General features: G+C 69.8%; 22 protein-coding genes. 21 read left to right on the top strand and 1 reads right to left on the bottom strand.

Features of this window, described 5'->3' with window-relative positions; all coding sequences use genetic code 11:
- Window positions 1-113 precede the first annotated feature (113 nt).
- Genes FHY06_RS10615 through FHY06_RS10560 form a run of 12 tightly spaced genes read left to right on the top strand, consistent with a single transcriptional unit; the run spans window position 114 to window position 12,940 of the window.
- Window positions 114-986, top strand: coding sequence for a branched-chain amino acid ABC transporter permease (locus FHY06_RS10615; RefSeq protein ID WP_184604832.1), 873 nt, complete (start codon window positions 114-116; stop codon window positions 984-986).
- Entirely contained in the window at window positions 983-1,975 is a 993-nt protein-coding gene (locus FHY06_RS10610; protein WP_184604830.1) for a branched-chain amino acid ABC transporter permease, read from the top strand. The genes FHY06_RS10615 and FHY06_RS10610 overlap by 4 nt, the downstream gene beginning before the upstream one ends.
- A complete protein-coding gene (locus tag FHY06_RS10605; protein ID WP_019656878.1) occupies window positions 1,968-2,729 on the top strand; it encodes an ABC transporter ATP-binding protein in 762 nt (253 codons plus the stop codon). Before FHY06_RS10610 ends, FHY06_RS10605 begins: the two co-directional genes overlap by 8 nt.
- Window positions 2,726-3,436, top strand: a complete 711-nt coding sequence (locus tag FHY06_RS10600) for an ABC transporter ATP-binding protein (protein WP_019656879.1) — start codon at window positions 2,726-2,728, stop codon at window positions 3,434-3,436. Before FHY06_RS10605 ends, FHY06_RS10600 begins: the two co-directional genes overlap by 4 nt.
- Window positions 3,437-3,475: 39 nt before the next feature.
- Window positions 3,476-4,432: a tripartite tricarboxylate transporter substrate binding protein gene (locus FHY06_RS10595; RefSeq protein ID WP_126182862.1), complete on the top strand. Its 957-nt coding sequence runs from the start codon at window positions 3,476-3,478 to the stop codon at window positions 4,430-4,432.
- Window positions 4,429-5,745, top strand: coding sequence for a 3-isopropylmalate dehydratase large subunit (locus FHY06_RS10590; protein WP_221404187.1), 1,317 nt, complete (start codon window positions 4,429-4,431; stop codon window positions 5,743-5,745). The genes FHY06_RS10595 and FHY06_RS10590 overlap by 4 nt, the downstream gene beginning before the upstream one ends.
- A gap of 55 nt (window positions 5,746-5,800) precedes the next feature.
- Complete coding sequence (locus FHY06_RS10585; protein WP_126182439.1) at window positions 5,801-6,322, top strand: LeuD/DmdB family oxidoreductase small subunit; 522 nt, start codon at window positions 5,801-5,803, stop codon at window positions 6,320-6,322.
- Window positions 6,315-8,012, top strand: a complete 1,698-nt coding sequence (locus FHY06_RS10580) for a hydantoinase B/oxoprolinase family protein (RefSeq protein ID WP_019656883.1) — start codon at window positions 6,315-6,317, stop codon at window positions 8,010-8,012. Before FHY06_RS10585 ends, FHY06_RS10580 begins: the two co-directional genes overlap by 8 nt.
- A complete protein-coding gene (locus tag FHY06_RS10575; protein WP_132802240.1) occupies window positions 8,009-10,063 on the top strand; it encodes a hydantoinase/oxoprolinase family protein in 2,055 nt (684 codons plus the stop codon). Before FHY06_RS10580 ends, FHY06_RS10575 begins: the two co-directional genes overlap by 4 nt.
- Window positions 10,060-10,674, top strand: coding sequence for a cysteine hydrolase family protein (locus tag FHY06_RS10570; protein WP_126182442.1), 615 nt, complete (start codon window positions 10,060-10,062; stop codon window positions 10,672-10,674). Before FHY06_RS10575 ends, FHY06_RS10570 begins: the two co-directional genes overlap by 4 nt.
- Window positions 10,671-12,080, top strand: a complete 1,410-nt coding sequence (locus FHY06_RS10565; protein ID WP_184604828.1) for an FAD-dependent oxidoreductase — start codon at window positions 10,671-10,673, stop codon at window positions 12,078-12,080. The genes FHY06_RS10570 and FHY06_RS10565 overlap by 4 nt, the downstream gene beginning before the upstream one ends.
- Window positions 12,077-12,940 carry an isocitrate lyase/PEP mutase family protein gene (locus tag FHY06_RS10560; protein WP_132802249.1) on the top strand — a complete coding sequence of 288 codons (864 nt, stop codon included), beginning with the start codon at window positions 12,077-12,079 and terminating at the stop codon, window positions 12,938-12,940. The genes FHY06_RS10565 and FHY06_RS10560 overlap by 4 nt, the downstream gene beginning before the upstream one ends.
- A 12-nt stretch (window positions 12,941-12,952) precedes the next feature.
- Here FHY06_RS10560 and FHY06_RS10555 read toward each other — a convergent pair whose 3' ends face one another.
- Window positions 12,953-13,840 carry a LysR family transcriptional regulator gene (locus FHY06_RS10555; protein WP_019656888.1) on the bottom strand — a complete coding sequence of 296 codons (888 nt, stop codon included), beginning with the start codon at window positions 13,838-13,840 and terminating at the stop codon, window positions 12,953-12,955.
- 111 nt (window positions 13,841-13,951) lie between these two features.
- On the opposite strand from FHY06_RS10555, the gene FHY06_RS10550 reads away from it, so the two are divergent.
- The 9 genes from FHY06_RS10550 to FHY06_RS10510 all read left to right on the top strand — a co-directional run bounded on the left by FHY06_RS10550 (window position 13,952) and on the right by FHY06_RS10510 (window position 23,956).
- Window positions 13,952-14,710 carry an SDR family oxidoreductase gene (locus FHY06_RS10550; protein WP_019656889.1) on the top strand — a complete coding sequence of 253 codons (759 nt, stop codon included), beginning with the start codon at window positions 13,952-13,954 and terminating at the stop codon, window positions 14,708-14,710.
- Between the two features lie 172 nt (window positions 14,711-14,882).
- Window positions 14,883-15,572: a TetR/AcrR family transcriptional regulator gene (locus FHY06_RS10545; protein ID WP_019656890.1), complete on the top strand. Its 690-nt coding sequence runs from the start codon at window positions 14,883-14,885 to the stop codon at window positions 15,570-15,572.
- A gap of 71 nt (window positions 15,573-15,643) precedes the next feature.
- Window positions 15,644-17,440: an acyl-CoA dehydrogenase C-terminal domain-containing protein gene (locus tag FHY06_RS10540; protein WP_132802252.1), complete on the top strand. Its 1,797-nt coding sequence runs from the start codon at window positions 15,644-15,646 to the stop codon at window positions 17,438-17,440.
- 51 nt (window positions 17,441-17,491) lie between these two features.
- Window positions 17,492-17,935: a DUF2147 domain-containing protein gene (locus FHY06_RS10535; RefSeq protein ID WP_184604825.1), complete on the top strand. Its 444-nt coding sequence runs from the start codon at window positions 17,492-17,494 to the stop codon at window positions 17,933-17,935.
- A 124-nt stretch (window positions 17,936-18,059) separates the two neighbouring features.
- On the top strand, window positions 18,060-20,459 hold the full coding sequence (locus tag FHY06_RS10530; protein ID WP_184604823.1) for a 3-hydroxyacyl-CoA dehydrogenase/enoyl-CoA hydratase family protein: 2,400 nt from the start codon (window positions 18,060-18,062) through the stop codon (window positions 20,457-20,459).
- A 65-nt stretch (window positions 20,460-20,524) separates the two neighbouring features.
- The gene (locus FHY06_RS10525) at window positions 20,525-20,941 is read left to right on the top strand and encodes an endonuclease domain-containing protein (RefSeq protein WP_126182445.1); all 417 of its coding nucleotides are present in this window, start codon (window positions 20,525-20,527) and stop codon (window positions 20,939-20,941) included.
- Window positions 20,938-22,134: an acetyl-CoA C-acyltransferase gene (locus FHY06_RS10520; protein WP_126182446.1), complete on the top strand. Its 1,197-nt coding sequence runs from the start codon at window positions 20,938-20,940 to the stop codon at window positions 22,132-22,134. Before FHY06_RS10525 ends, FHY06_RS10520 begins: the two co-directional genes overlap by 4 nt.
- Window positions 22,135-22,188: 54 nt before the next feature.
- Entirely contained in the window at window positions 22,189-23,091 is a 903-nt protein-coding gene (locus FHY06_RS10515) for an alpha/beta hydrolase family protein (RefSeq protein ID WP_126182447.1), read from the top strand.
- A gap of 28 nt (window positions 23,092-23,119) precedes the next feature.
- Window positions 23,120-23,956, top strand: coding sequence for an acyl-CoA thioesterase (locus FHY06_RS10510; protein WP_184604821.1), 837 nt, complete (start codon window positions 23,120-23,122; stop codon window positions 23,954-23,956).

The following is a 23,956-nucleotide window of genomic DNA, read 5'->3' as shown; positions in this document are numbered from 1 at the left end:
GAGGCACCACCCATGAAGCGCTTCGACGGATTCCGGACACGCACGGAGTCCGGTGGAGCGGCACGCCCACGCAAGACGCGCAGCCAGGAAAGCGGCCAAGCCCCCGACAACCAATGCCAGACATCACCATCCTCTTCCCGTCGGTCCTGAACGGACTCACGACCGGCGCCGTGTACGCGCTGATCGCGGTCGGGCTCACGCTGATCTACGGCGTGCTGCACATCATCAACTTCGCGCATGGCGCGAGCCTGATGCTGGCGCTCTACGCGGTGTACTTCCTGAAGGAGCGCTGGGGCATCGATCCCTACCTGGCGCTGCCCATCGCGGTAGCGGGCATGTTCGCGCTCGGCTATGCGCTGCAGCGCGTGGTCATCAACCGTGCGGGCCATGGCAAGGACGAGAACATCCTGCTGGCCACGCTCGGCATCGCCATCGTCATGGAGAACCTGGCGCTGCTGTTCTTCAAGTCGGACACGCGCAGCATCGACACCGCCTATTCGCTGAGCACCGTGGCCATCGGCCCCGCGATGATCGCCGTGCCCAAGCTGGTCGCCTTCGCCGGCGCGCTGGCGGTGTCGGGCATCCTGTTCTGGATCATGGGCCGCACCGACCTGGGCCGCGCCATCCGCGCGGTGGCCAAGGAGAAGGAGGGCGCCAAGCTCATGGGCATCGACGTCGACCACGTCTATGCCATGAGCTTCGGCATCGGCCTCGCATGCCTCGGGGCCGCGGCCTGCTTCCTGCTGCCGGCCTATTACGTCAACCCGCAGGTGGGCAGCGGCTTCGTGCTGGTGGCCTTCACCATCGTGGTGCTGGGCGGCATGGGCAGCTTCGCGGGGGCGCTCGTCGGCGGCTTCCTGATCGGCGTGGTCGAGTCGCTCGGCGGGCTCTACCTGGGCGAGTCGCTCGGGCAGATCGGGATCTTCGCGATCTTCATCGGCGTCGTGCTGTTCCGCCCGCAGGGCATGTTCGGAGCCAAGGCATGAGCGCGGACAAGAACCCGGGACGCCGGCAGCTCGCGGGCATCGCGCTCTTCGCGGTGGCGGTCGCCTGCGTGCCGCTGGTCACGCAGTCGGGCGTGATGCTCAACTTCGTGATGATGGCGCTCTATGCCACGCTCATCGCGCAGGCCTGGAACATCCTCGGCGGCTTCGGCGGGCAGTTCTCGTTCGGACATGCGCTGTTCTTCGGCACGGGCGCCTACATCCAGGCCATCGCGCAGCTGCAGGGCGGCATCAACGCGTGGGTCGCGCTGCCGCTGGCCATTGCCGGCAGCGCGCTGGTGGGCCTGTTCGTCGGCGCGCTGACCTTTCGCTACGGGCTGAAGGGCTCGTACTTCGCACTTGTCACGCTGGCCTTCGCGGAGGTGTTCCGCATCCTCGCGACCTCGGTGCCGTTCACCGGCGGCGGCGTGGGCCTGATGGTGCCGCTGCGCGAATCGGTCGCGAACATGCAGTTCGCCTCGCGCGCGGGCTACCTGTGGGTGGTGCTGGCGATGGTGGTGGTCGCGCTGCTGGTGACATGGTGGCTGCGCAACGGCCGCTTTGGCGCCTACCTGCAGGCCGTGCGCGACAACGAGGATGCCGCGCGCGCCGTGGGCGTGAACCCTTTCCGCGTCAAGCTCGCGGCCATCGGCCTGTCGGCGGCCTTCATGGGCGCGGCCGGCGCCTTCTACGTGCAGGTGTTCCAGTACATCGATGCGGGCATCGCCTACGGCCCGGTCACCTCGGTGGAGGCGCTGGTCGCGGCCATCGTGGGCGGCATGGGCACGCTGTGGGGGCCGGTGCTGGGCGCGGCGGTGCTGCACCTGCTGTCGGACCTCACGCGCAACCTGTTCGGCGAGCTGCCGGGCATCAACATGGTCATCTACGGGACGGTGCTCGTGCTCATCGTGATCTTCCTGCCGCGCGGCGTGGCGGGCCTGGGGCTGTCGGTGCGACAGCTGTGGAAGAAGAAGGGAGGCCGCGATGACTGAGCCCCTGCTGCAGCTCGACGGCATCTCGCGTTCCTTCGGCGGCCTGAAGGCCGTGCAGGGCGTGAGCCTGTCGGTGAGGGAGGGCAGCCTCACCGCGCTGATCGGCCCCAACGGCGCGGGCAAGACGACGCTGTTCGCGCTGATGTCGGGCTTCCTGCGGCCCGACGCCGGCACCGTGCGCTTCGCCGGCCAGGACATCACCGGCCGCGAGCCGCACCGCAACGCCGTGCTCGGCATGACCCGCACCTTCCAGATCGTGAAGCCCTTCGCCGCGCAGACCGTGCGCGAGAACATCGCCGTGGGTGCGCACCTGCACCTGCGCGACCGCGCCCAGGCGCTGGCCAGCGCCGAGGCTGTGGCGCTGCGCGTGGGCCTGGCGCCGCAGCTCGACAAGCCGGCCTCCGATCTCACCGTCGCCGGCCGCAAGCGGCTCGAACTCGCCCGCGCGCTCGCCACGCGGCCCCGCCTGCTGCTGCTCGACGAAGTGCTCGCAGGCCTCAACCCCCAGGAGATCGCCGACATGTTGCCGGTGGTGCGCGGCATCGCCGACAGCGGCGTGACCGTGCTGATGATCGAACACGTCATGCAGGCCGTCATGAACCTGGCCGAGCACGTGTGGGTGCTGGCGCAGGGCCGGCTGATCGCCGAGGGCAACCCGGCGCAGGTGACCTCCGACGAGCGCGTCGTCGAGGCCTACCTGGGCCACGGCACGGCGGCGCGCCTGCGCAAGGCTGCCGCGGGAGCGGGCGCATGAACCCGTTGCTCGAAATCCGGGGCCTGCGCGGCGGCTACGGCCGCGTGGAAGTGCTGCGCGGCGTCGACCTGCAAGTCGATGCCGGCGAGATGGTCGCGCTGCTCGGCAGCAACGGCGCGGGCAAGTCGACGCTCAACAGGATGGTCTGCGGCCTCGTGCCCACCTGGGCCGGCAGCGTGCGCTTCGACGGGCGGGACCTCACGGGGGCCCACTACCGCGACGTGGTGAAGGCCGGCCTCATCCAGGTGCCCGAGGGCCGCAAGGTGTTCCCCAACCTCAGCGTGCTCGAGAACCTCGAGCTCGGCTCCTTCACCCGTGCCCGCGAGCGGCGCGCGGCCAACGTCGAGAAGATGTTCCACATCTTCCCGCGGCTGCGCGAGCGCATGACGCAGCACGCCGGCACCATGAGCGGCGGCGAGCAGCAGATGCTGGCCATCGCGCGCGGGCTCATGGCCGAGCCGGTGCTGCTGATCCTCGACGAGCCTTCGCTCGGCCTCTCGCCGCTGCTGGTGGAGGAGATGTTCACGCTGATCCGCGAGCTGCGCGACGGCGGCCTCGCAGTGCTGCTGGTGGAACAGAACGTGGGCCAGTCGCTGGAGATCGCCGACCGCGCCTACGTGCTGGAGAACGGCAGCGTGCGCTTCTCGGGCAAGCCCGACGAGCTGCTGGACAGCGACGAACTGCGGCGCGCGTACCTGGGCCTCTGAAGCCCCCGAAGAACAAAGAGACATCAAGGACCCCCCATGATCCATCGCCGCAACATCCTCATCGCACCAGCCGCCCTGGCCTTCGCCGCCGCTGCCCGGGCGCAGCTCGGCAATGCGCCGGTGCGCATCCTCGTCGGCGCGCCGGCGGGCGGCTCGACCGACACGCTGGCCCGCTCGCTCGCCGTCAGCATGGGCCCCGCGCTGGGCCGCACCGTGATCGTCGAGAACAAGCCCGGCGCAGGCGGCAACATCGCCGCCGATGCCGTCGCCAAGGCCGCGCCCGACGGCAACACGCTGCTGATGAGCTTCACCAGCCATGCCATCAACGCCACGCTGTACCCCTCGCTGCCCTTCGACCCGGTGAAGGACTTCACCGCGCTCACCTGCGTGGCGACCTCGCCGTCGATCCTGGTGGCGAGCCCGTCGGTGCCGGCGAAGGACGTGAAGGAACTCATCGCGCTCGCCAAGGCCCGGCCGGGCCAGCTCAATTTCGCGATCGGCGCGGTGGGCTCGTCGCTGCACATGGCGGGCGAGGCCTTCAAGATGCAGTCGGGCGTGGACATCGTGAACATCCCGTACAAGGGCACGGCACCTGCGGTGCAGGATCTGCTGGCCGGCCAGGTGCAGCTGATGTTCGCGGCGGTGGGCAACGTCAAGGCGCACATCCAGGCCGGCAAGCTCAAGGCGCTGGGCGTCACCACCGCCACGCGCCTGCCTGCGTTCCCCGAGGTGCCGGCCATCGCCGAGGCCCTGCCGGGCTATGAATCGAGCGCATGGTTCGGCCTGTTCGGTCCGGCGCGCCTGCCGGCGGACGTGTCGCGCAAGCTCAGCGATGCGGCCCGCCGTGCGCTGCAGCAGCCCGACATGCTCAGGCGGCTGGACACCGAGGGCGCCATCCCGGTCGGCAACTCGCCCGAGCAGTTCGCAGCCTTCGTGCAGAGCGAGATTCCGCGCTGGGCCAAGGTCGTGAAGTTCTCCGGAGCCAAGCCCGAATGAACACCCCCGCAGCAACCCGCGCAACCGTGGCCGCACCCGTAGCCGCTTCAGCCCGGCCCCAGACGCTCGCGCAGAAGCTCATCGCGCGTGCCAGCGGCCGCGAGCACGTGGCGGTGGGCGAGATCGTGACCTGCGGCGTCGACCTGGCCATGTTCCACGACTCGTCGGGTCCGCGCCGGCTCAAGCCCATGCTCGAGGAACTGGGCGCGCGCCTCTGGGACCCCTCGCGCATCGTCCTGGTGATGGACCACTACGTGCCCGAGCGCGACGACGACTCGCGCCGCATCGTGCGCATCGCGCGCGAGTGGGCGCGCGAGCAGGCACTGCCGCACGTCTACGACAGCCAGGGCATCTGCCACGTGGTCGTGCCGCAGCACGGGCACATCCGCCCCGGCATGCTGTGCGTGGGCGGCGACTCGCACTCGCCCACTGGCGGTGCCTTCGGCGCCTACATGTTCGGCGTGGGCAGCACCGAGATGCTCGGCGTGGTGGTCACCGGCGAGATCTGGCTGCGCGTGCCCGAGACCATCCAGATGTGGTGGGACGGCGCGCTGCCCGCAGGCGTCACCGCCAAGGACATGATGCTGCACATGATCGGCCGCTTCGGCATGAACGGCGGGCGCTACCAGGCGGTGGAGTTCGCCGGGCCCGCGGTGGCAGCGCTGTCGATGCAGGAGCGCATGACGCTGTCGAACATGAGCGCGGAGCTTGGCGCGCAGGCCGGCCTGATCGCGCCGGACGCCACCACAGCGGCCTTCCTCGCCGAGGCCGGTGCACCGTCGGCCGACACGGGGGCTTGGTTCACCGACGACGGTGCCGAACTCACGCGCCACGGCTTCGATGCGGCCGCGCTCGAGCCGCACGTGGCCGCGCCGCACAGCCCCGCCAACTCGCGCGGGGTGAGCCACTACGCCGGCACGCCGGTGGACGTGGCCTACATCGGCGCGTGCACCGGCGCCAAGCTCGACGACCTGCGCGCCGCGGCACGGGTGCTGCGCGGACACAGGGTGGCTGCGGGCGTCCGGCTCATCGTCGCGCCCGCCAGCATCCGCGACCAGGAGCGCGCGCGCGCCGAGGGCGTGCTGCAGGCGCTGACGGACGCGGGCGCGGAGCTCTTCCCGACCGCGTGCGGGGCCTGCTCGGGCTACGGCGACCCGATGGGCGACGACATCACCGTCATCTCGACCACGGCGCGCAACTTCAAGGGCCGCATGGGTTCGCCCAGCGCGCAGGTCTACCTGGGTTCCCCCTACACCGTGGCGGCCGCGGCGCTGCGCGGCCGCGTGACCGACCCGCGCGAGGTGCTGGCATGAGCCGCCGGGCCGTTCCTGGGTCGAGTACCGCGGTGCGACGCGCGGAGGTCGCAGCATGAGCGTCACGCACGCCACGCACCGCGTCTGGCGGCTCGGTGCCGACATCGACACCGACCTGCTCGCGCCGGGCCATGCCATGAAGCACGGCATCGACATCATCGCCAGGCACTGCCTCGAGGCCGTCCGCCCCGATTTCGCCGCCGGCGTGCAGCGCGGCGACGTGATCGTGGCCGGCCCCAACTTCGGCATCGGCTCGTCGCGGGAGCAGGCCGCCGCGGTGCTCGTCCACCTGGGCGTGAGGGCGGTGATCGCGCCGTCGTACAGCGGCCTGTATTTCCGCAACGCCTTCAACGTGGGCCTGCTGCTGCTGACCTGCGCGCAGGCCGAGACCCTGGGCGAGGGCGACCGGATCGCCCTCGACGCCACGGTGCCCGGGGTCGTCGGACCGGACGGCAGGCCCATGGCCTGCGAGCCGGTGCCCGGATTCCTCATGGACATGGTCCGCGCCGGCGGACTGCTGAACCAGCTGCGCCTGCGCGCTGGCCGCCCCGCCTCGAAGAAAGCTCCCGATGCCTGACACCTCCTCCACGACAACCATCGATCCCGTCACGCTCGCCGTGCTGCGCGGCCGCCTCGAGCAGGTGGCCGACGAGATGGACGCCACGCTCTACCGCAGCGCGTTCAATCCCATCATTGCCGAGGCGCACGACGCCTGCCACGGCCTGTACGACGCCGCCACCGGCGACACGCTGGTGCAGGGCAAGTCGGGCCTGCCCGTCTTCGTGGGCGCCATGGCCTTCGCCGTGCGCGCCACGGTGAAGGCGGCCGAGCCGCGCGGCGGCATGAGGGACGGCGACATCTGGATCAGCAACGACGCCTACGACGGCGGCACGCACGCCAACGACTTCAAGCTGGTGAAGCCCTTCTTCCGCAACGGCAGGCTCTACTGCCACATGGCCTCCGCCGCACACTGGCATGACGTCGGCGGCGCGGTGCCGGGCAACTACAACCCGGCGGCCACCGAGTGCTGGCAGGAGGCGGTGCAGATCCCGCCGGTGCGCATCGTGCGCGACGGCGTGCTCGACGCCGACGTGCTGGCCATCCTGCAGGCCAACACGCGCCTGCCCGACAGCCTGTGGGGCGACCTGAACGGCCAGCTCGCGGCACTGGAGCTGGGCGCGAAGCGCCTGGATGGCCTGCTCGACGAATACGGCGACGAGCTGGTGCTCAGTGCGCTGGGCGAGCTGCGCGGCCGCGCACTGCGCCTGATGCGCTCGCACATCGCCTCGTTGCCCGACGGCCGCTACAGCGTCGAGGACGTGCTGGACAACGACGGCATCGTCAACGAGCCGCTGACCATCGCGCTCGACATGACGGTGGCCGGCGACCGGCTCACGCTGGACTTCTCCCGCACCTCGGCGCAGTGCGCGGGCCCGGTGAACATCTCGCGCGCCACCGCGGTGGCCGCCTGCTACGTGGCGCTCAAGCATCTGTTCCCCGACGTGCCGGCCAATGCCGGCGTGCTCGACGCGGTGGACTTCGTCATTCCCGGGCGGCTGGTGATCAGCGCCGAGCGACCGCGCCCGGTGGGCGGCTACACCGAGACCATCCTGCGCATGATCGACGTGATCTTCAGCGCTGCCGCGCAGGCCGACCCCACGCGCGCCGTGGCGCAGGCCTACGGCACCATCAACGCGCTGTCGATCGCGGGCCACCGCAGCGACAAGGGCCGCGAAGGCCAGCGCTGGGTGATGTTCAGCTTCTTCGGCGGCGGGCACGGCGGCCATTCCGACGGCGACGGGCTCGCGCACGGCAACGCGCCCATCTCGACCGCGACGATCCCGCCGCTGGAGATCCTCGAGGCCGCCTACCCGGTGCGCTTCACCGAATGGTCGCTTCGCCCCGACTCCGGCGGCGACGGCCGGCATCGCGGCGGACTGGGCGCCGTGTACGAGATCGAGCTGCTCGAGAAGGACGCCGAGGTGTTCGTCTTCGGCGAGCGCGGCACCTCGCCGCCCAAGGGCATCGCCGGCGGAGGCGCGGGCGCGCTCAACGTGTTCCGCTACGAGAACGCCGGCCAATGGCACACGCCCCCCATGGTGTCGAAGATGCGCGGCATCGCGCTGGCGCGCGGCGAGCGCGTGCGCCTCGAAACCCCCGGCGGCGGCGGCTGGGGCCCTGCGGCCGAGCGCACCCCCGCGCAGCGCGAGGCCGACGCGGCCATGGGCTATGTGAGCAGCGACAAGACGAAGAAAGCACCCGAATGACCTCTCCTGGCAATTCCCTCGTCGTCGGCGTCGACGTCGGCGGCACCTTCACCGACCTCTTCGTGCTCGACGAAGCCAACGGCAGCGCGCGCATCGTCAAGGTGCCTTCCACGCGCGGCGAGGAAGCGCGCGGCTTCATGAACGGCGTCGCGCGCGTGGCGGATTCGGCCGCCGACATCGCCACCATCGTGCACGGCACCACGGTGGGCACCAACGCGCTGCTCGAGCGCAAGGTGGCGCGCACCGGCATCATCACCACGCGGGGCTTCCGCGACGTGCTCGAGATGCGCCGCCGCGACCGGCCCCGGACCTGGGGCCTGCGCGGAAGCTTCCTGCCCGTCGTGCCGCGCGACCTGCGCCGCGAGGTGGACGAGCGCACGCTGGCCGACGGCACGCTGCACACCCCCGTCGACCTGCAGCAGGTGCGTGCCGAGGCACGCGCGCTGCTGGAGGCCGGCTGCGAGGCCGTGTGCGTGTTCTTCATCAACACCTACGCCAATGCCGAGAACGAGCGCCTCGCCGTGGCGGCCGTGCGCGAGCTGTGGCCCAACCCGCACGTGACCTCGGCCAGCGAGGTGCTGCCCGAGATCCGCGAGTTCGAGCGCTGCTCGACCGCCACGCTCAATGCCGCGCTGCAGCCGGTGGTGGGCAGCTACCTCGGCCGCCTCGAGGGCGACCTGCGCGCGCAGGGCTTCGGCGGCGAGCTGCTGGTGGTGCAGAGCAACGGCGGCGTGATGTCGCGCCAGACCGCGAGCGACCTGCCGGTGCGCACCGCGCTGTCGGGGCCGGCGGCCGGCGTCATCGCCTGCGCGGCCATCGCGCGCGCTGCCGGTTTCCCGAATGCGATCACCGGGGACATGGGGGGCACGTCCTTCGACGTGTCTCTGGTGGCCAACGGCGAGGCCGCGCTGGCCGCGCAGACCGCCATCGAGTTCGGCATGGTGATCCGCTCGCCGATGATCCAGATCGAGACCATCGGTGCCGGCGGCGGCTCCATCGCGTCGGTGGACGCGAGCGGCATGCTGCAGGTCGGCCCCGAGTCGGCGGGCAGCGTGCCGGGGCCGGCCTGCTACGGTCGCGGCAACACGCGCCCGACGGTGACCGATGCGAACGTGCTGCTCGGGCGCATCGCGGCGGACCGCCCGCTGGGCGGCGGCCTGCTGGCGGCGCTGGACGCGCAGAAGTCGCGCCAGGCCATCGAGGAACACGTCGCGCGTCCGCTGGGCCTCGACGTGCATGCGGCCGCCGAAGCCATCCTCACCGTGGCCAATGCGCGCATGGCCGGCGCGATCCGCCTGGTGTCGATCGAGCGCGGGCACGATCCGCGCCGCTTCGCGTACATGCCCTTCGGCGGCGGCGGCGCGCTGCACGTGTGCGCGATGATGCGCGAGGTGGGCGTGGCCACCGGCATCGTGCCGCGCTACCCGGGCGTGACTTCGGCGCTGGGCTGCGTGATCGCCGACATGCGCCACGACGCGGTGCAGACCATCAACAAGGCGCTGGGCGATCTCGACGTGGCCGATCTTCGGCACCGCATCGACGAGCTGGCCGCCAGCTGCCAGCAGCGGCTCGATTCGTCGGGCGTGCGCTTCGACGAGGTGCGCGAGGTGGTCGCGCTCGACATGCTCTACGCCGGCCAGACGCACACGCTGCCGGTGGTGCTGGCCGATGCGGGCCAGGCGCCGCTCACGGCGGAGTCGATCCGCTCGGCCTTCGAGGCCGCCTACACCGCAGCCTTCGGCCGCGTGCTCGACGGCATCGCGATCCGCGTGATGAACCTGCGCTATGCGCGCATCGGCGTGCGACCCAAGTTCGACCTGAAGGTGCTGGCGCCCGAAGGCGAGGGCAGCACCGCGCCGCTGGGCACGCAGCGCGTGTTCCATCAAGGCCGGTGGCACGACGCGCTGCGCTACGCGCGGCTCGAACTGCCGGTGGCCGCACGCATCGACGGGCCCGCCATCCTCGAGCAGGCCGACACCACCGTGTGGCTGGAGCCCGGCTTCCATGCCGAGGTCGATGCATACGGCAACCTGCTGGTGAGGCCGTCATGAGCGCCGGCGCGAAGATCCTTCCGGCGAAGACGGCGCTGGTCGTCGTCGACCTGCAGAACGACTTTCTCCACCCGAATGGCGCCTACGCGCGCGGGGGCGACGCCAACCCGCCCGCGCTGCTGCTGCCGGAGCGCGTGGCCGCCGTTGCGCGCGCGCTGAAGGCGGGCGGCGGACTGGTCGTGGCGAGCCAGTTCACCCTGTGGCCCGACGCTAAGGGCGAGCCGATGATCTCGCCGCACCTGAAGGCGCTGCGCCCGTACCTGGCCAGGGGCGACTTCGCGCCCGGCAGCTGGGGCCAGGCCAACGTCGATGCGCTGGCCGGCCTGGTCGACGTCACCGTGAGCAAGGTGGCGTACTCCGCCTTCTTCAACACCCAGCTTGACTGGGTGCTGCGCCGCGCGGGCATCGACACCGTGGCCGTGTGCGGCATCGTCACCAACGGCGGCGTGGCCAGCACGGTGCGCGATGCGCACATGCGCGACTACCGCACCCTGGTGCTCGGCGACGGTTGCGCGGCATTCGGCGAGGAGCGCCACAACACCTCGCTGGCCGACATGCGCAACGTGGCCGAAGTGACGGACTGCGCGCCCTTCATCGCGTCGCTGGCATGAGCGGTCCCGAAAGAACGCTCCGGCGTGCCGCGCAGGTGGAGGCCGAGGTGCATGTGCCGGTCGCCATCGTCGGCGGCGGGGCCTGCGGGCTCACTGCGGCGCTGATGCTGGCCGACGCGGGCGTGGACTGCGTGGTGCTGGAGCGCGACGCGCTGCCGAGCGGGTCGACCGCGCTCTCGTCGGGCTTCATTCCAGCTCCCGGCACGCGCACGCAGCGCGAACATGGCGTGGCCGGCGACAGCGCCGGGCGCTTCGCGGCCGACATCCAGGCCAAGGCGCACGGCCGCGCGGCGCCCGCGTTGGTCGAGGCGTACGCCGGTGCCATCGGCCCCGCGCTCGACGCGCTTCAGGCGCGCCACGGCCTCGAATGGATCCTGCTCGACGGCTTTCTCTACCCGGGCCACAGCGTGCATCGCATGCATGCGCTGCCGCAGAAGACCGGCGCCGCGCTCATGGCGGCGCTGCTCGCCGCGGCCGAGGCGGCGGGCATCCCCCTGCTGACGCAGGCCGTGGTCGACACGCTGGTGCTCGATGCGCAGGACCGGGTGGTCGGCGTGGACTATCTGCGCCCCGACGGCCGGCGCGAGACGCTGGGCTGCGACGCGCTGCTGCTGGCATGCAACGGCTTCGGCGGCAACGTGCAGATGGTTCGCACGCTGCTGCCCGAGATGGGCGAGGCCGCCTTCGGCGGGCACGTGGGCAACGACGGCAGCGCGATCCTCTGGGGAACGGCGCTGGGCGCACGGCTGCGCGACCTGGGCGGCTACCAGGGCCACGGCTCGTGGGTCACGCCCCAGGGAGCGCTGATGTCGTGGGCCGTGATGATGGAAGGCGGCGTGCAGCTCAACTGCGAAGGCCGCCGCTTCCACGACGAGACCCTGGGCTATTCCGAAGCCGCGGTGCACGTGCTCGCGCAGCCGGGCGGCATCGCCTGGAACGTGTTCGACACGCCGCTGCTCGCCCTGGCGCGCGGCTTCCCCGATTTCTGCGAGGCCGAGGCCGCCGGAGCGCTGCGCCGCTGCGACTCGGTGGCCGCGCTGGCCGAGTGCATCGGCTGCGAAGCCCTCGTGCTGCAGGCCACGCTCGACGCGATGCGCGCCGGTGCCGCACCCGATGGCCGCGTGTTCGCGCGCGGTCTCGAAGCGCCGTACTTCGCCGTGAAGGTGACCGGCGCGCTCTTCCACACCCAGGGCGGCCTCGACACCGCGCCCGACATGCGCGTGCTGCGCCAGGACGGCACGCCGCTTCCCAACCTGCTGGCCGCGGGCGGCGCTGCCGGCGGCGTGTCGGGCGACGCGGTGTGGGGCTATCTCTCCGGCAACGGCCTGCTGAGCGCCGTCGCCGGCGGCTACATCGCGGCGCGCACAGCCGCCTCACTCGTTGGACACAAGGAGCCGTCCGCATGACGACACACGACTTCAAGACCCGCCTCGCCAGCCGCGACATCGTGCTGGCGCCCGGCGTGTACGACGCGCTGAGCGCGCTGGTGGCCGAGCAGGCCGGCTTCGAGGCGCTCTACCTGTCGGGCGCGTCCATCGCCTACACCCGGCTGGGCCGCTCCGACATCGGCCTGACCACCTTCACCGAAGTGGCCGACACGCTGGCACGCATCACCGAGCGGGTGGACCTGCCGGTGATCGTCGATGCGGACACCGGCTTCGGCAACGCGCTGAACACGCAGCGCACCGTGCGCGGCTTCGAGCGCGCGGGCGCGGCGATGGTGCAGATCGAGGACCAGACCTTTCCCAAGCGCTGCGGGCACCTCGACGGCAAGGCCGTGGTGCCCGAGCGCGAGATGGTCGGCAAGCTCAAGGCAGCGCTGGACGCGCGCGCTTCCAGCGACACCCTGATCCTCGCGCGCACCGACGCGGTGGCGGTCGAGGGCCTGGATGCCGCGCTCGACCGCGCCGAGGCATACCTCGAATGCGGCGTGGACGCCCTGTTCATCGAGGCGCTGCGCTCGCCCGAGCAGATGGATGCCGCCTGCAGCCGCTTCGCGCATCGCGTGCCGCTGCTGGCCAACATGGTCGAGGGCGGCAAGACGCCGATCCAGGACGCCGATGCGCTGCAGCGGCACGGCTTTCGCATCGCCATCTTCCCCGGCGGCACGGCGCGCGCGGTGGTGCACACGCTGCAGGGCTACTACGCCAGCCTGCACCGGCACCGCACCACGCAGCCCTGGCGGGCGCAGATGCTGGACTTCGACGCGCTCAACGAAGTGATCGGCACGCCGCAGCTGATGCGCGAGGGCCGCAAGTACGAGTAGCCGGCAGCCGCCTCAGCGCAGCACGCGGATCAGCTCGTCGTACACCAGCCGCACGCGCGCCGGAACCGGTGCGCGCTGCGAGCGGTAGACATGGATCGGCCAGGGCTCCGGCGCCTCGGCCTCCAGCACCTCCACGAGCTCGCCCGACTGCAGCAGGGGCTCGGCCAGCGGGGCCACGAGCTGGCCGAAGCCCAGGCCCGCGCGCACTGCCGCGCATTCGGCATCGACGTCGTCGGTGACGAAGGCGGGCGCGGCGATCGGCACCTGCCGCCCCTTGCTGAAGAACCACGACCATGGGCGGCCCGAGCTGCGGTCCATCAGCGCAGTGAGCGGAAAGCCCGGCAGCGCATCGAGGCTCTCCGGAATGCCGGTGCGCTCGATCAGCGCGGGCGTCGCCACCACGTAGAGGCGCATCCTGCCGACCGTGCGGGCGACGAAACGCGCATCTCGGATGGGGCCAGCGCGCACGCCGATGTCGATCTGCTCGTCGACCACGTCGGCATGGCTCTCCGACAGCCGCAGGTCGAGCACCAGGCCGGGGTGCCCGGCCAGCATGGGCGCCAGCGCCTGCGGGATCAGCCGGCGGCCGAACACGTTGGGTGCGGTCACGCGCACCGTGCCCGCATGCTGCGACAGCGCGCGCCGGTCGGTGCGATGGAACAGTGCGTCGACGCCGCCCACCGCCGCACGCGCGCGCTGCGCGAGCTGCCGCCCGAAATCGGTGAGCTGCACGCCGCGCGTGCTGCGGTGGAAGAGCGGCTCGCCCAGTTCTTCCTCGAGCTCGCGCACCGCGCGCGTCACCACCTGCGGCGACACCGAAAGTCGCACGGCCGCCTCGCGGAAATTGGAGGCATCGGCGGCGGTGAAGAAGACGCGCAGCGCTTCGAGGCGGTTGGACATGGAGTGTTCCTCAATTGGGAATTCTGAAGTCGCCAGAGTTTCATTTACTGGAACGCGTGGATTTTCCACACTGCATGCACTTCTTCAACACACCGCGAAAGGAATCTCTCCATGACATCCGTTCAAGACAACATCAAGGGCAAGGTCGCCATCGTCACCGGCGCGAGCAGCGGGCTGGGCGAATCGACCGCGCGCCACCTGGCGGCGCGCGGCGCGAAGGTGGTGCTGGCTGCGCGCCGTACCGAGCGGCTCGACAAGCTCGTCGCCGAGATCCGCGAAGCCGGCGGCGAAGCCATCGCCGTGGCCACCGACGTGGCGAAGCGCGCCGACCTCGAGAAGCTCGCCCAGGCCACCGTCGAGGCCTTCGGCCGCATCGACGTGCTGGTCAACAACGCAGGCGTGATGCCGCTGTCGCCCATCCACAAGCTGAAGGTCGACGAATGGGACCGCACCATCGACGTCAACATCAAGGGCGTGCTCTACGGCATCGCCGCGGTGCTGCCGCGCATGCAGGCGCAGGGCAGCGGGCACATCGTCAACGTGGCGTCCATCGCGGGGCTGAAGGTGTTCACGCCGATCGGCACCGTCTACAGCGCGACCAAGTACGCGGTGCGCGCCATCTCCGAGGGCCTGCGCGTGGAGGTGGGCAACAGCGGCGTGCGCGTGACCATCGTCTCGCCCGGCGCGGTGGAGTCGGAGCTCAAGTTCGGCACCACCGATGCCGAGAGCGCGGCCGGCGTGAAGGCGTTCTACGAGTCCAACCAGATCCCTGCCGATTCGGTGGCGCGCGCCGTGGTCTACGCGGTGGAGCAGCCCGCCGACGTGGACATCAACGAAGTCGTGCTGCGGCCGGTGTCGCAGGAGTTCTGAACCCCGGGGCCGTACGGCCCTGGGAGCGAGTGAGAGTGAGTGATGCGGGACGGACCCGATTGCGGTCCGTCCCGCCTTCATTAACCTTCAATAACTGAAGGTTAATTTGCGGCCGGAAGTCCAAAGCCCTGCAAAATAGAACGACCGTTCGTTTTTGCATGGAAATTCCACGATGACCGCAACAGCCGTTCCCGCCAAGCCCGCGCGCGCCGCCCAGAAAGGGCAGCAGACCAAGGCCGTCATCGTCGATGCGGCGCTGGCACTGGCCGCGCAGATCGGCCTCGAAGGGCTGTCGATCGGTGCCGTGGCCGAGATCACCAAGATGAGCAAGTCGGGCGTCTTCGCCCACTTCGGATCGCGCGAAGAGCTCCAGATCTCGGTGGTGCGCGAATACCACGCGCGCTTCGAGCAGGAGGTGTTCTTCCCCGCACTGAAGGCGCCGCGCGGCCTGCCGCGCCTGCGCGCCATGTTCGCCAACTGGATGAAGCGCACCTCGACCGAGATCGACTCGGGCTGCATCTACATCAGCGGCGCTTCCGAATTCGACGACCGTCCGGGTCCGGTGCGCGACGCGCTGGTCGAGTCGGTCAGCATCTGGCAGGCGGCCGTGCTGCGCGCCATCGTGCAGTCGCAGAGCGAAGGCCACCTGCGCGCCGACGCCGACGAACGCCAGCTGGCGTTCGAGATCCACGGCCTGATCCTCGCGCTGCACTACGAAGCCCGCTTCCTGCAGGTGCCCGGCTCCATCGGCCGCGCCAACGTCGGCTTCGACAACATCCTCGCGCGCGCCGCCACGCCCGACGCGCCCAAGCCCGAAGCGGCCGCCGCACCCGCGGCACGCCGCCTCAAGACCGTGCGCTGAGCGAAGCGCGCGGCCGGTTCCGTTTTTCCTTTTTCTTTTTTTCTATCTAGCTTCGACCAGGAGAGTCCCGGATGCCTACCTACACCCCCCCCGTACGCGACATGCAGTTCGTGCTGCACGAAGTGCTCAACGTCGCCGAGGAGCTCAAGGCGCTTCCGGCCCATGCCGAGACCGACGCCGACACCATCAACGCGGTGATCGAGGAGGCGGGCAAGTTCGCCGCCGAGGTGACGTTCCCGCTGAACATCAGCGGCGACGAGGAAGGCTGCACGCTCGACAAGAACACGCACGCCGTCAAGACGCCCAAGGGCTTCAAGGAAGCTTATGCCAAGTACGTCGAGGGCGGCTGGCCCGCGCTGTCGTGCGACCCGGCCTTCGGCGGCCAGGGCCTGCCCTTCGTGGTGAACCAGTGCCTGTTCGAGATGCTCAATAGCGCCAACCAGGCCTGGACCATGTACCCGGGCCTCTCGCACGGCGCTTACGAAGCGCTCGCCGCGCACGGCACCGACGAGCAGAAGAAGACCTACCTGCCCAAGCTCACCAGCGGCGAATGGACCGGCACCATGTGCCTGACCGAGCCGCACTGCGGCACCGACCTGGGCCTGCTGCGCACCAAGGCCGAGCCGCAGCCCGACGGCACCTACCGCATCACCGGCAACAAGATCTTCATCTCGGCCGGCGAGCACGACATGACCAGCAACATCATCCACCTGGTGCTGGCACGCCTTCCCGACGCGCCCAAGGGCAGCAAGGGCATCAGCCTGTTCGTGGTGCCGAAGTTCAAGGTCAAGGCCGACGGCTCGCTGGGCGAGCGCAACCCGATCTTCTGTGCCGGCCTGGAGCACAAGATGGGCATCCACGGCAACGCCACCGCGCAGATCGTGATTGAAGGCGCCACCGGCACCCTGGTGGGCGAGCCCAACAAGGGCCTGGCCGCGATGTTCGTGATGATGAACGCCGCCCGCCTGGGCGTGGGCAACCAGTCGCTGGGCCTCACGGAAGTGGCCTACCAGAACGCGCTGGCCTACGCCAAGGACCGCATCCAGATGCGCTCCCTCTCGGGCGTGAAGGCCAAGGACAAGGAAGCCGACCCCATCATCGTGCACCCCGACGTGCGCAAGATGCTGCTCACCGCCAAGGCGTACGCCGAAGGCGGCCGCGCGCTGCAGATCTTCTGCACGCTGCTGCTCGACAAGGAACACAACCACCCCGACGAGAAGGTGCGCAAGGACTCGGGCGAGCTGGTCGCGCTGCTGACCCCCATCGTCAAGGCCTTCATCACCGACAACGGCCACATCTCCACCAACGCCTGCATGCAGGTGTTCGGCGGCCACGGCTTCATCAAGGAATGGGGCATGGAGCAGTTCGTGCGCGACAACCGCATCAACATGATCTACGAAGGCACCAACACGATCCAGTCGCTGGACCTGCTGGGCCGCAAGGTGCTGGGCAACAACGGCGCCTCGCTCAAGAAGTTCGGCAAGCTCGTCGCGAAGCTGGTGGAAGAAGAGGGCGTGAACGAGAAGATGGCCGAGTTCATCAACCCGATCGCCGGCCTGGGCGACCAGCTCACCAAGTTCACGACCGAGATCGGCTTCAAGGGCTTCCAGAACCCCGACGAAGTGGGCGCCGCCGCCGTCGACTACCTGCGCGTGGCCGGCCACTTCGTGTTCGGCTACCTGTTCGCCCGCATGGCGCAGGTCGCGCTGCGCGAGATCGCCGCCGGCAACACCGACCCGTTCTACGTCGGCAAGCTGCAGACCGCGCGCTTCTACTTCGCCAAGCTGTTCCCCGAGACCGCGACGCTGATGCGCACCGCGCGCGCCGGCAGCAAGGTGCTGATGGACACCGAAGCCGCCCTGGCGTAAGCCTGCAGCTCCTTCTTCGACGACCGACCCACACTCAACCGGAAGCCGCTCATGAAAGCAATGCTTGCAGCCGTCCTGTTCACCGTCACCGCCGCCTCCGCCATGGCGCAAGGCGCGGGCATCACGCCGGTGGGCCTGTGGCGCAACGTCGACGACAAGACCGGCGAGGTCAAGGCCGAGATCCGCATCGCCGAGACCAACGGCGCGCTCAGCGGCCGCATCGAGAAGTCGTTGAAGAAGGACACCAAGGCCGACGCGGTCTGCGAGGAATGCAGCGACGACCGCAAGGGCAAGCCCATCGCGGGCCTGGAGATCATCCGCGGCGGCAAGAAGGCCGAGGGCAAGGAGGTCTGGGAAGGCGGAAAGATCCTCGACCCCGAGAACGGCAAGGAATACCGCGCGAGCTTCACACCCGTCGATGGCGGCAGGAAGCTCGAAGTGCGCGGCTACCTGGGCCCCTTCTGGCGCACCCAAACCTGGAACCGTGTTCCCTGACCCACCCCCGTTGCTTGCTCACTTCGTGTAGCCGCCTACCCCCTCAAAGGGGGCAACACCAGCGGCCCGGCAAAGCCGGTTCCGCGGTGTTCCCCGAACTGATTCGAAACTTCAAAGCCCAGTTATGTCCCGATTTCAAGTGAAGAAGGTCGCCGTGCTCGGCGCCGGCGTGATGGGCGCGCAGATCGCGGCCCACCTCGTCAACGTGCGCGTGCCTGTCGTGCTGTTCGACCTGGCGGCCAAGGAAGGCCCCAAGAACGGCATCGTCACGCGCGCCATCGACAACCTCAAGAAGCTCAAGCCCGCGCCGCTGGGCGACGTGGCCGACGCGTTGCTGATCGAGCAGGCCAACTACGACGACAACCTCGACAAGCTCGGCGAGTGCGACCTCGTCATCGAGGCCATCGCCGAGCGCATGGACTGGAAGCTCGATCTCTACAAGAAGATCGCGCCGCACGTCGCCAAGCACGCGATCCTGGCCTCCAACACCTCGGGCCTGTCGATCACCAAGCTCAGCGAGGCGCTGCCCGAGGCGCTGAAGCCGCGCTTCTGCGGCATCCACTTCTTCAATCCGCCGCGCTACATGTTCCTGGTGGAGCTGATCAACACGCCTACCACGCAGCCGCAGGTGCTCGACGACCTCGAAGCCTTCGTCACCAGCACGCTGGGCAAGGGCGTGGTGCGCGCGCACGACACGCCCAACTTCATCGCCAACCGCGTCGGCATCGCCGGCATGCTGGCCACGCTGAAGGAAGTCGAGAAGTTCGGCCTCACGCCCGACGTGGTGGACGACCTCACCGGCAAGAAGCTGGGCCGCGCGAGCTCGGGCACCTTCCGCACCGCCGACGTGGTGGGCCTGGACACCATGGCCCACGTCGTGAAGACCCTGCAGGACAACCTCAACGCCGAGACCGACCCGTTCTACGCCAACTTCGCGACGCCTCCCGTGCTCGCCAGGCTGCTGGAGCTGGGCAACCTGGGCCAGAAGACCAAGGCCGGCTTCTTCAAGAAGGCCGGCCGCGACATCCTGCGCTTCGACCTGAAGAGCGGCGAGTACGTGCCCGCCGGCGCCAAGGCCGACGAGGTGTACGGCCGCATGCTCAAGAAGCCCGCGGGCGAACGCCTGAAGCTGCTGCGCGAGAGCGAAGGACCGCAGGGCCAGTTCCTCTGGGCCATCCTGCGCGACGGCTTCCACTACGCAGCCGTGCACCTGGGAGACATCGCCGAGAGCGCGCGCGACATCGACTTCGCCATGCGCTGGGGCTTCGGCATGAAGCAGGGCCCCTTCGAACTCTGGCAGGAAGCCGGCTGGGCGCAGGTCGCCAAGTGGGTGCAGGAAGACATCGACGCCGGCAAGGCGCTGAGCAGCGCGCCGCTGCCCAGGTGGGTGTTCGAAGGCCCGGTGGCCGAGGCCGGCGGCGTGCACACGCCCGAGGGCTCGTGGAGCGCCTCGCAGAACAGGTTTGTGCCGCAGCGCAGGCTGCCGGTGCATGAGCGCCAGCTGTTCCCCGAGAGCGTGCTCGGCGCCAACGCAGCCGACGCCAACACCGCCGGCACCACCATCAGCGACGAAGGCGACGTGCGCGTGTGGACGCTCGATGGCGAAGTGCTCATCGCCAGCATCCATTCGAAGATGCACGCCATCAGCCCCGACGTGGCCGAGGCGCTCGGCGCCGCGGTCGACCTGGCCGAGGCCGAATACAAGGGCCTGGTGATCTGGTCGCCCGACGAGGTCTTCTCCGTCGGCGCCGACCTGCAGGCCATGCTGCCGGCCTTCGTGGTCGCCGGCATCGGCGCGGTCGAGGGCGCGGAGGAAGAGCTGCAGAACGTGATGCTCAAGATCCGCTACGCCAACGTGCCGGTGATCTCCGCCGTGCGCGGCATGGCGCTGGGCGGCGGCTGCGAGCTGGCCATCCATTCGGCCAAGCGCGTTGCCGCGATGGAAAGCTACATCGGCCTGGTCGAAGTGGGCGTGGGCCTGATCCCCGGCGCGGGCGGCCTGACCTACATCGCCCGCCGCGCGGCCGAGAACGCATCGGCCTCGACGGGCACCGACCTGCTGCCTTTCCTGACCGAAGGCTTCACCGCCGCCGCGATGGCGAAGGTGGGCACCGGCGCGCTCGACTCGAAGAAGCTGGGCTACCTGCTCGAGGGCGACGTGATCGTGCCGAACAAGGACGAGCTGCTGTACGTGGCTCTGCAGCAGGCCAAGGCCATGGCCGACGCCGGCTACCGCCCCCCGCTGCGCCGCGCCTTCCGCGTCGCGGGCCGCAGCGGCGCCGCCACCATCAAGGGCCAGCTCGTGAACATGCGCGACGGCGGCTTCATCAGCGCCCACGACTTCCACATCGCCAGCCTGATCGCCAACGTAGTGACCGGCGGCGACGTGGACGCGGGCTCGCTCGTGACCGAGGAATACCTGATGACGCTGGAACGCAAGGCGTTCTGCTCGCTCATCGTGCACCCCAAGACGCAGGAGCGGATCATGGGGATGCTCAGCACGGGGAAGCCTGTGCGCAACTGATACGAGCGATGCCCGTCTTTCTCCTTCCCCCTTTGGGGGAAGGTCGGGATGGGGGCAAGCGGCCCATGCAAAACCAATCTACTCCCAACGCGCAACATAACGCCCGCACGCTGCGGCGCGGGATGACCGACTCCGAGCGCAAGCTCTGGAGCGGGCTGCGCGGCGAGCAACTGGGAGTGAAGTTCCGCAGGCAGCATCCGCTTGGCAACTACATCGCCGATTTCGCCTGCCTCGGTCCCAAGCTGATCGTCGAACTCGACGGATCGCAACATCAGGCGCAGGCGGGCTACGACGCCCGACGCGACGCTTTCCTGCGCGCGCAGGGATTCGACGTACTGCGTTTCGGATCGAACGATCCGTTTGTCAACTTTGAAGGGGTGCTGCAGGCGATTGCCAATCGACTCGGCGAATTGACGGCCGTCTGCCCCCATCCCGACCTTCCCCCAGAGGGGGAAGGAGCCAAATCCAGGAGCCTTCCATGAAGCAAGTCCAAGACGCCTACATCGTCTCCGCCACCCGCACCCCCATCGGCAAGTCGCACCGGGGCTACTTCCGCAACTACCGGCCCGACGACCTGCTGGCCACCACGCTGCGCGCTGCGCTGGCCGCGGTACCCAGCCTCGATCCGAAAGCCATCGAGGACATCATCTGCGGCTGCGCGATTCCCGAGTCGCAGCAGGGCCTGAACGTCGCGCGCATCGGCGCGGTGCTGGCCGGCCTGCCGACCAGCGTGGGCGGCATCACCGTCAACCGCTTCTGCGCATCGGGCCTGTCGGCCGTGCAGATGGCGGCCGACCGCATTCGCGTGGGCGAGGCCGATGTGATGATCGCGGCCGGCGTCGAGAGCATGAGCATGGTGCCGATGATGGGCAACTCGCCCTCGCTGTCGCCCTCGATCTTCGAGCGCGAGGGCGACGTGGGCATCGCCTACGGCATGGGCCTCACGGCGGAGAAAGTGGCGCAGCAGTGGAAGGTGAGCCGCCAGGCTCAGGACGAGTTCGCGCTCGCCTCGCACCAGAAGGCGCTGGCCGCGCAGCAGGCCGGCAAGTTCGCAGACGAGATCACGCCCATCGAGGTGACCGACCGCGCGCCGAACCTGGAGACGGGCGAATCCATCGCCAAGACCCGCACCGTCAACCTCGACGAGGGTGCGCGCCCCGACACCAGCCTCGAAGGCCTGGCCAAGCTGCGCACCGTGTTCGCGGCGCGCGGCACCGTGACGGCGGGCAACAGCTCGCAGACCTCGGACGGCGCTGGCGCGCTGATCCTGGCGAGCGAGAAGGCGGTCAAGCAGTTCGGCCTCACGCCGCTCGCGCGCTTCGTGAGCTTCGCCAGCAAGGGCGTGCCGCCGCACATCATGGGCATCGGCCCGATCGAGGCCATTCCCGCAGCGCTGCGCTATGCCGGCCTGAAGCAGGAAGACATCGACTGGTACGAGCTCAACGAAGCCTTCGCGGCGCAGTCGCTGGCCGTCATCAACACGCTGGGCCTCGACGCGTCGAAGGTCAACCCGATGGGTGGCGCGATCGCGCTGGGCCATCCGCTGGGCGCCACCGGTGCCATCCGCTCGGCCACCGTGGTGCACGCGCTGCGCCGCGAGAACCTGAAGTACGGCATGGTCACGATGTGCGTGGGCATGGGCCAGGGCGCAGCCGGCATCTTCGAGCGGGTCTGACCCGTAGCGCCAAGGCACCGACACGAGTGCCGGTTCAACGAAGGAGACAGCTTCATGCAGACGCAGCAGCAGCTTCCGGTCGACGGCGGCGCCCAGCAACTGGCGGTGCGCCGCTACGAACCCGCCGGCACGCCGCGCGCGAGCGTGGTGATCGGCGGCGCGATGGGCGTGCGCCAGTCCTTCTACGCGCCCTTCGCGCAATGGCTCTCGCAGCAGGGCCTGTGCGTCTGGACCTTCGACTACCGGGGCTCGGGCGACTCGCGCGGCGACGTGCCGCTGCGCGAGGTCGATGCCGACCTGTTCGACTGGGCACGCGACTATGAGGCGGTCATCGATGCCGCCAAGGCCGCAGCGCCCGATGCGCCGCTCTACCTGCTGGGCCACAGCCTCGGCGCGCAGCTGCCGGGCTTCCTGCAGCGGCCCGAGCAGGTCGACGGGCTCGTGAGCATCGCGGCCGGCAGCGGCTACTGGCGCGAGAACGCGCCGAGGCTCAAGCGCTCCATCCTCTACTTCTGGTTCGTGCTGGTGCCGCTGGTCACGCGGCTGTTCGGCTACTTTCCGGGCCGCAAGCTCAGGAAGGTGGGCGACCTGCCGCGCGGCGTGATCCTGCAGTGGCGGCGCTGGTGCCTCAACCCGCGCTACAGCGTCGGCGCCGAGGGCGAGCTTGCCGCGCGCAGCTACAGCCGCGTGCGTTTCCCGGTGCTCGCGCTGTCGATGACCGACGACGAGCTCATGACGCTCGCAGGCACGAACAGCCTGGTGAGCTTCTATACCGGCGCGCCGAGCGCCATCGAACGCATCGCGCCGGCCGACGTGCAGGCGCGCCGCATCGGCCACTTCGGCTTCTTCCGCGAGCAGTTCAGCCAGAGCCTCTGGCCGAGCACGGTGGACAAGCTGAACAGGCTCGCATCGCTTACTGCGGTGCAGCACGACAACGTCCCGCACACGACTGCGTGACGCGGGCCACCGCAGGCACACTGCCGCCATGACGACGAGCACGCACCCCTTCGACAAGGCCCTGAAGATCCACCACAGCGACATCCGCGTGGGGCACTTCACCGGCATGACCAGCCCCGACTACTGGAACATGGTCGGGCCCTTCGGCGGCACCACCGCGGCGCTCGCGCTGCAGTCGGTGATGCAGCACCCCGACGTGCTGGGCACGCCGATCGCGATCACGGTCAACTACGCGGCGGCGCTCGAAGCCGGCGCGTTCGACATCCAGGCCACGGCCGTGCGCACCAACCGTTCCACGCAGCACTGGACCGTGCAGATCACGCAGGCCGGCGCCAGCGGCGCGCCCAACATGACGACCACCGCCACGGTGGTGACCGCCGCGCGCCGCGAGACCTGGGGCGAGAGCGACATGCCCATGCCCGAGTCGCCCAGGCCCGAGACGGTCGAGCGCATGAGCATCGGCCCCTCGGGCGTGGCGTGGGTCAAGCAGTACGAGATGCGCCCCTTCAGCGGCGGCATTCCCGCCAGATGGGACGAGAGCCTTGGCCACAGCGAAACCCGCATCTGGCTGCGCGACGCCGATCCCAGGCCGCTGGACTTCGCATCGCTGGCCGCGATGAGCGACATGTTCTATCCGCGCGTGTGGCTGCGCCGCGCGAAGCACGTGCCGGCGGGCACGGTGTCGATCACCACCTACTTCCACGCCGGGCCGCAGCAGCTCGCCGAGGTCGGCACCGGCTACCTGCTGGGCCGCGCCGCGGGCCAGCAGTTCTTCAACGGTTTCTTCGACCAGACCGCGCATCTGTGGAGCGAGAAGGGCGTGCTGCTCGCCACCTCCAACCAGATCGTCTACTACAAGGAATAG

This window comes from Variovorax atrisoli, assembly GCF_014195185.1.
Lineage (GTDB): Bacteria > Pseudomonadota > Gammaproteobacteria > Burkholderiales > Burkholderiaceae_C > Variovorax > Variovorax atrisoli.
This window is presented reverse-complemented; position numbering and strand designations above follow the sequence as displayed.

Bases quoted from the DNA above. Each gene is read 5' to 3' on its own strand.
- FHY06_RS10560 (WP_132802249.1), top strand. From the start codon at position 12,077: ATGACGACACACGACTTCAAGACCCGCCTCGCCAGCCGCGACATCGTG.
- FHY06_RS10545 (WP_019656890.1), top strand. From the start codon at position 14,883: ATGACCGCAACAGCCGTTCCCGCCAAGCCCGCGCGCGCCGCCCAGAAA.
- FHY06_RS10585 (WP_126182439.1), top strand. From the start codon at position 5,801: ATGAGCGTCACGCACGCCACGCACCGCGTCTGGCGGCTCGGTGCCGAC.
- FHY06_RS10555 (WP_019656888.1), bottom strand. From the start codon at position 13,840: ATGTCCAACCGCCTCGAAGCGCTGCGCGTCTTCTTCACCGCCGCCGAT.
- FHY06_RS10580 (WP_019656883.1), top strand. From the start codon at position 6,315: ATGCCTGACACCTCCTCCACGACAACCATCGATCCCGTCACGCTCGCC.
- FHY06_RS10565 (WP_184604828.1), top strand. From the start codon at position 10,671: ATGAGCGGTCCCGAAAGAACGCTCCGGCGTGCCGCGCAGGTGGAGGCC.
- FHY06_RS10570 (WP_126182442.1), top strand. From the start codon at position 10,060: ATGAGCGCCGGCGCGAAGATCCTTCCGGCGAAGACGGCGCTGGTCGTC.
- FHY06_RS10600 (WP_019656879.1), top strand. From the start codon at position 2,726: ATGAACCCGTTGCTCGAAATCCGGGGCCTGCGCGGCGGCTACGGCCGC.
- FHY06_RS10540 (WP_132802252.1), top strand. From the start codon at position 15,644: ATGCCTACCTACACCCCCCCCGTACGCGACATGCAGTTCGTGCTGCAC.
- FHY06_RS10575 (WP_132802240.1), top strand. From the start codon at position 8,009: ATGACCTCTCCTGGCAATTCCCTCGTCGTCGGCGTCGACGTCGGCGGC.
- FHY06_RS10535 (WP_184604825.1), top strand. From the start codon at position 17,492: ATGAAAGCAATGCTTGCAGCCGTCCTGTTCACCGTCACCGCCGCCTCC.
- FHY06_RS10610 (WP_184604830.1), top strand. From the start codon at position 983: ATGAGCGCGGACAAGAACCCGGGACGCCGGCAGCTCGCGGGCATCGCG.
- FHY06_RS10605 (WP_019656878.1), top strand. From the start codon at position 1,968: ATGACTGAGCCCCTGCTGCAGCTCGACGGCATCTCGCGTTCCTTCGGC.
- FHY06_RS10515 (WP_126182447.1), top strand. From the start codon at position 22,189: ATGCAGACGCAGCAGCAGCTTCCGGTCGACGGCGGCGCCCAGCAACTG.
- FHY06_RS10550 (WP_019656889.1), top strand. From the start codon at position 13,952: ATGACATCCGTTCAAGACAACATCAAGGGCAAGGTCGCCATCGTCACC.
- FHY06_RS10530 (WP_184604823.1), top strand. From the start codon at position 18,060: ATGTCCCGATTTCAAGTGAAGAAGGTCGCCGTGCTCGGCGCCGGCGTG.
- FHY06_RS10520 (WP_126182446.1), top strand. From the start codon at position 20,938: ATGAAGCAAGTCCAAGACGCCTACATCGTCTCCGCCACCCGCACCCCC.
- FHY06_RS10510 (WP_184604821.1), top strand. From the start codon at position 23,120: ATGACGACGAGCACGCACCCCTTCGACAAGGCCCTGAAGATCCACCAC.
- FHY06_RS10615 (WP_184604832.1), top strand. From the start codon at position 114: ATGCCAGACATCACCATCCTCTTCCCGTCGGTCCTGAACGGACTCACG.
- FHY06_RS10590 (WP_221404187.1), top strand. From the start codon at position 4,429: ATGAACACCCCCGCAGCAACCCGCGCAACCGTGGCCGCACCCGTAGCC.
- FHY06_RS10525 (WP_126182445.1), top strand. From the start codon at position 20,525: ATGCAAAACCAATCTACTCCCAACGCGCAACATAACGCCCGCACGCTG.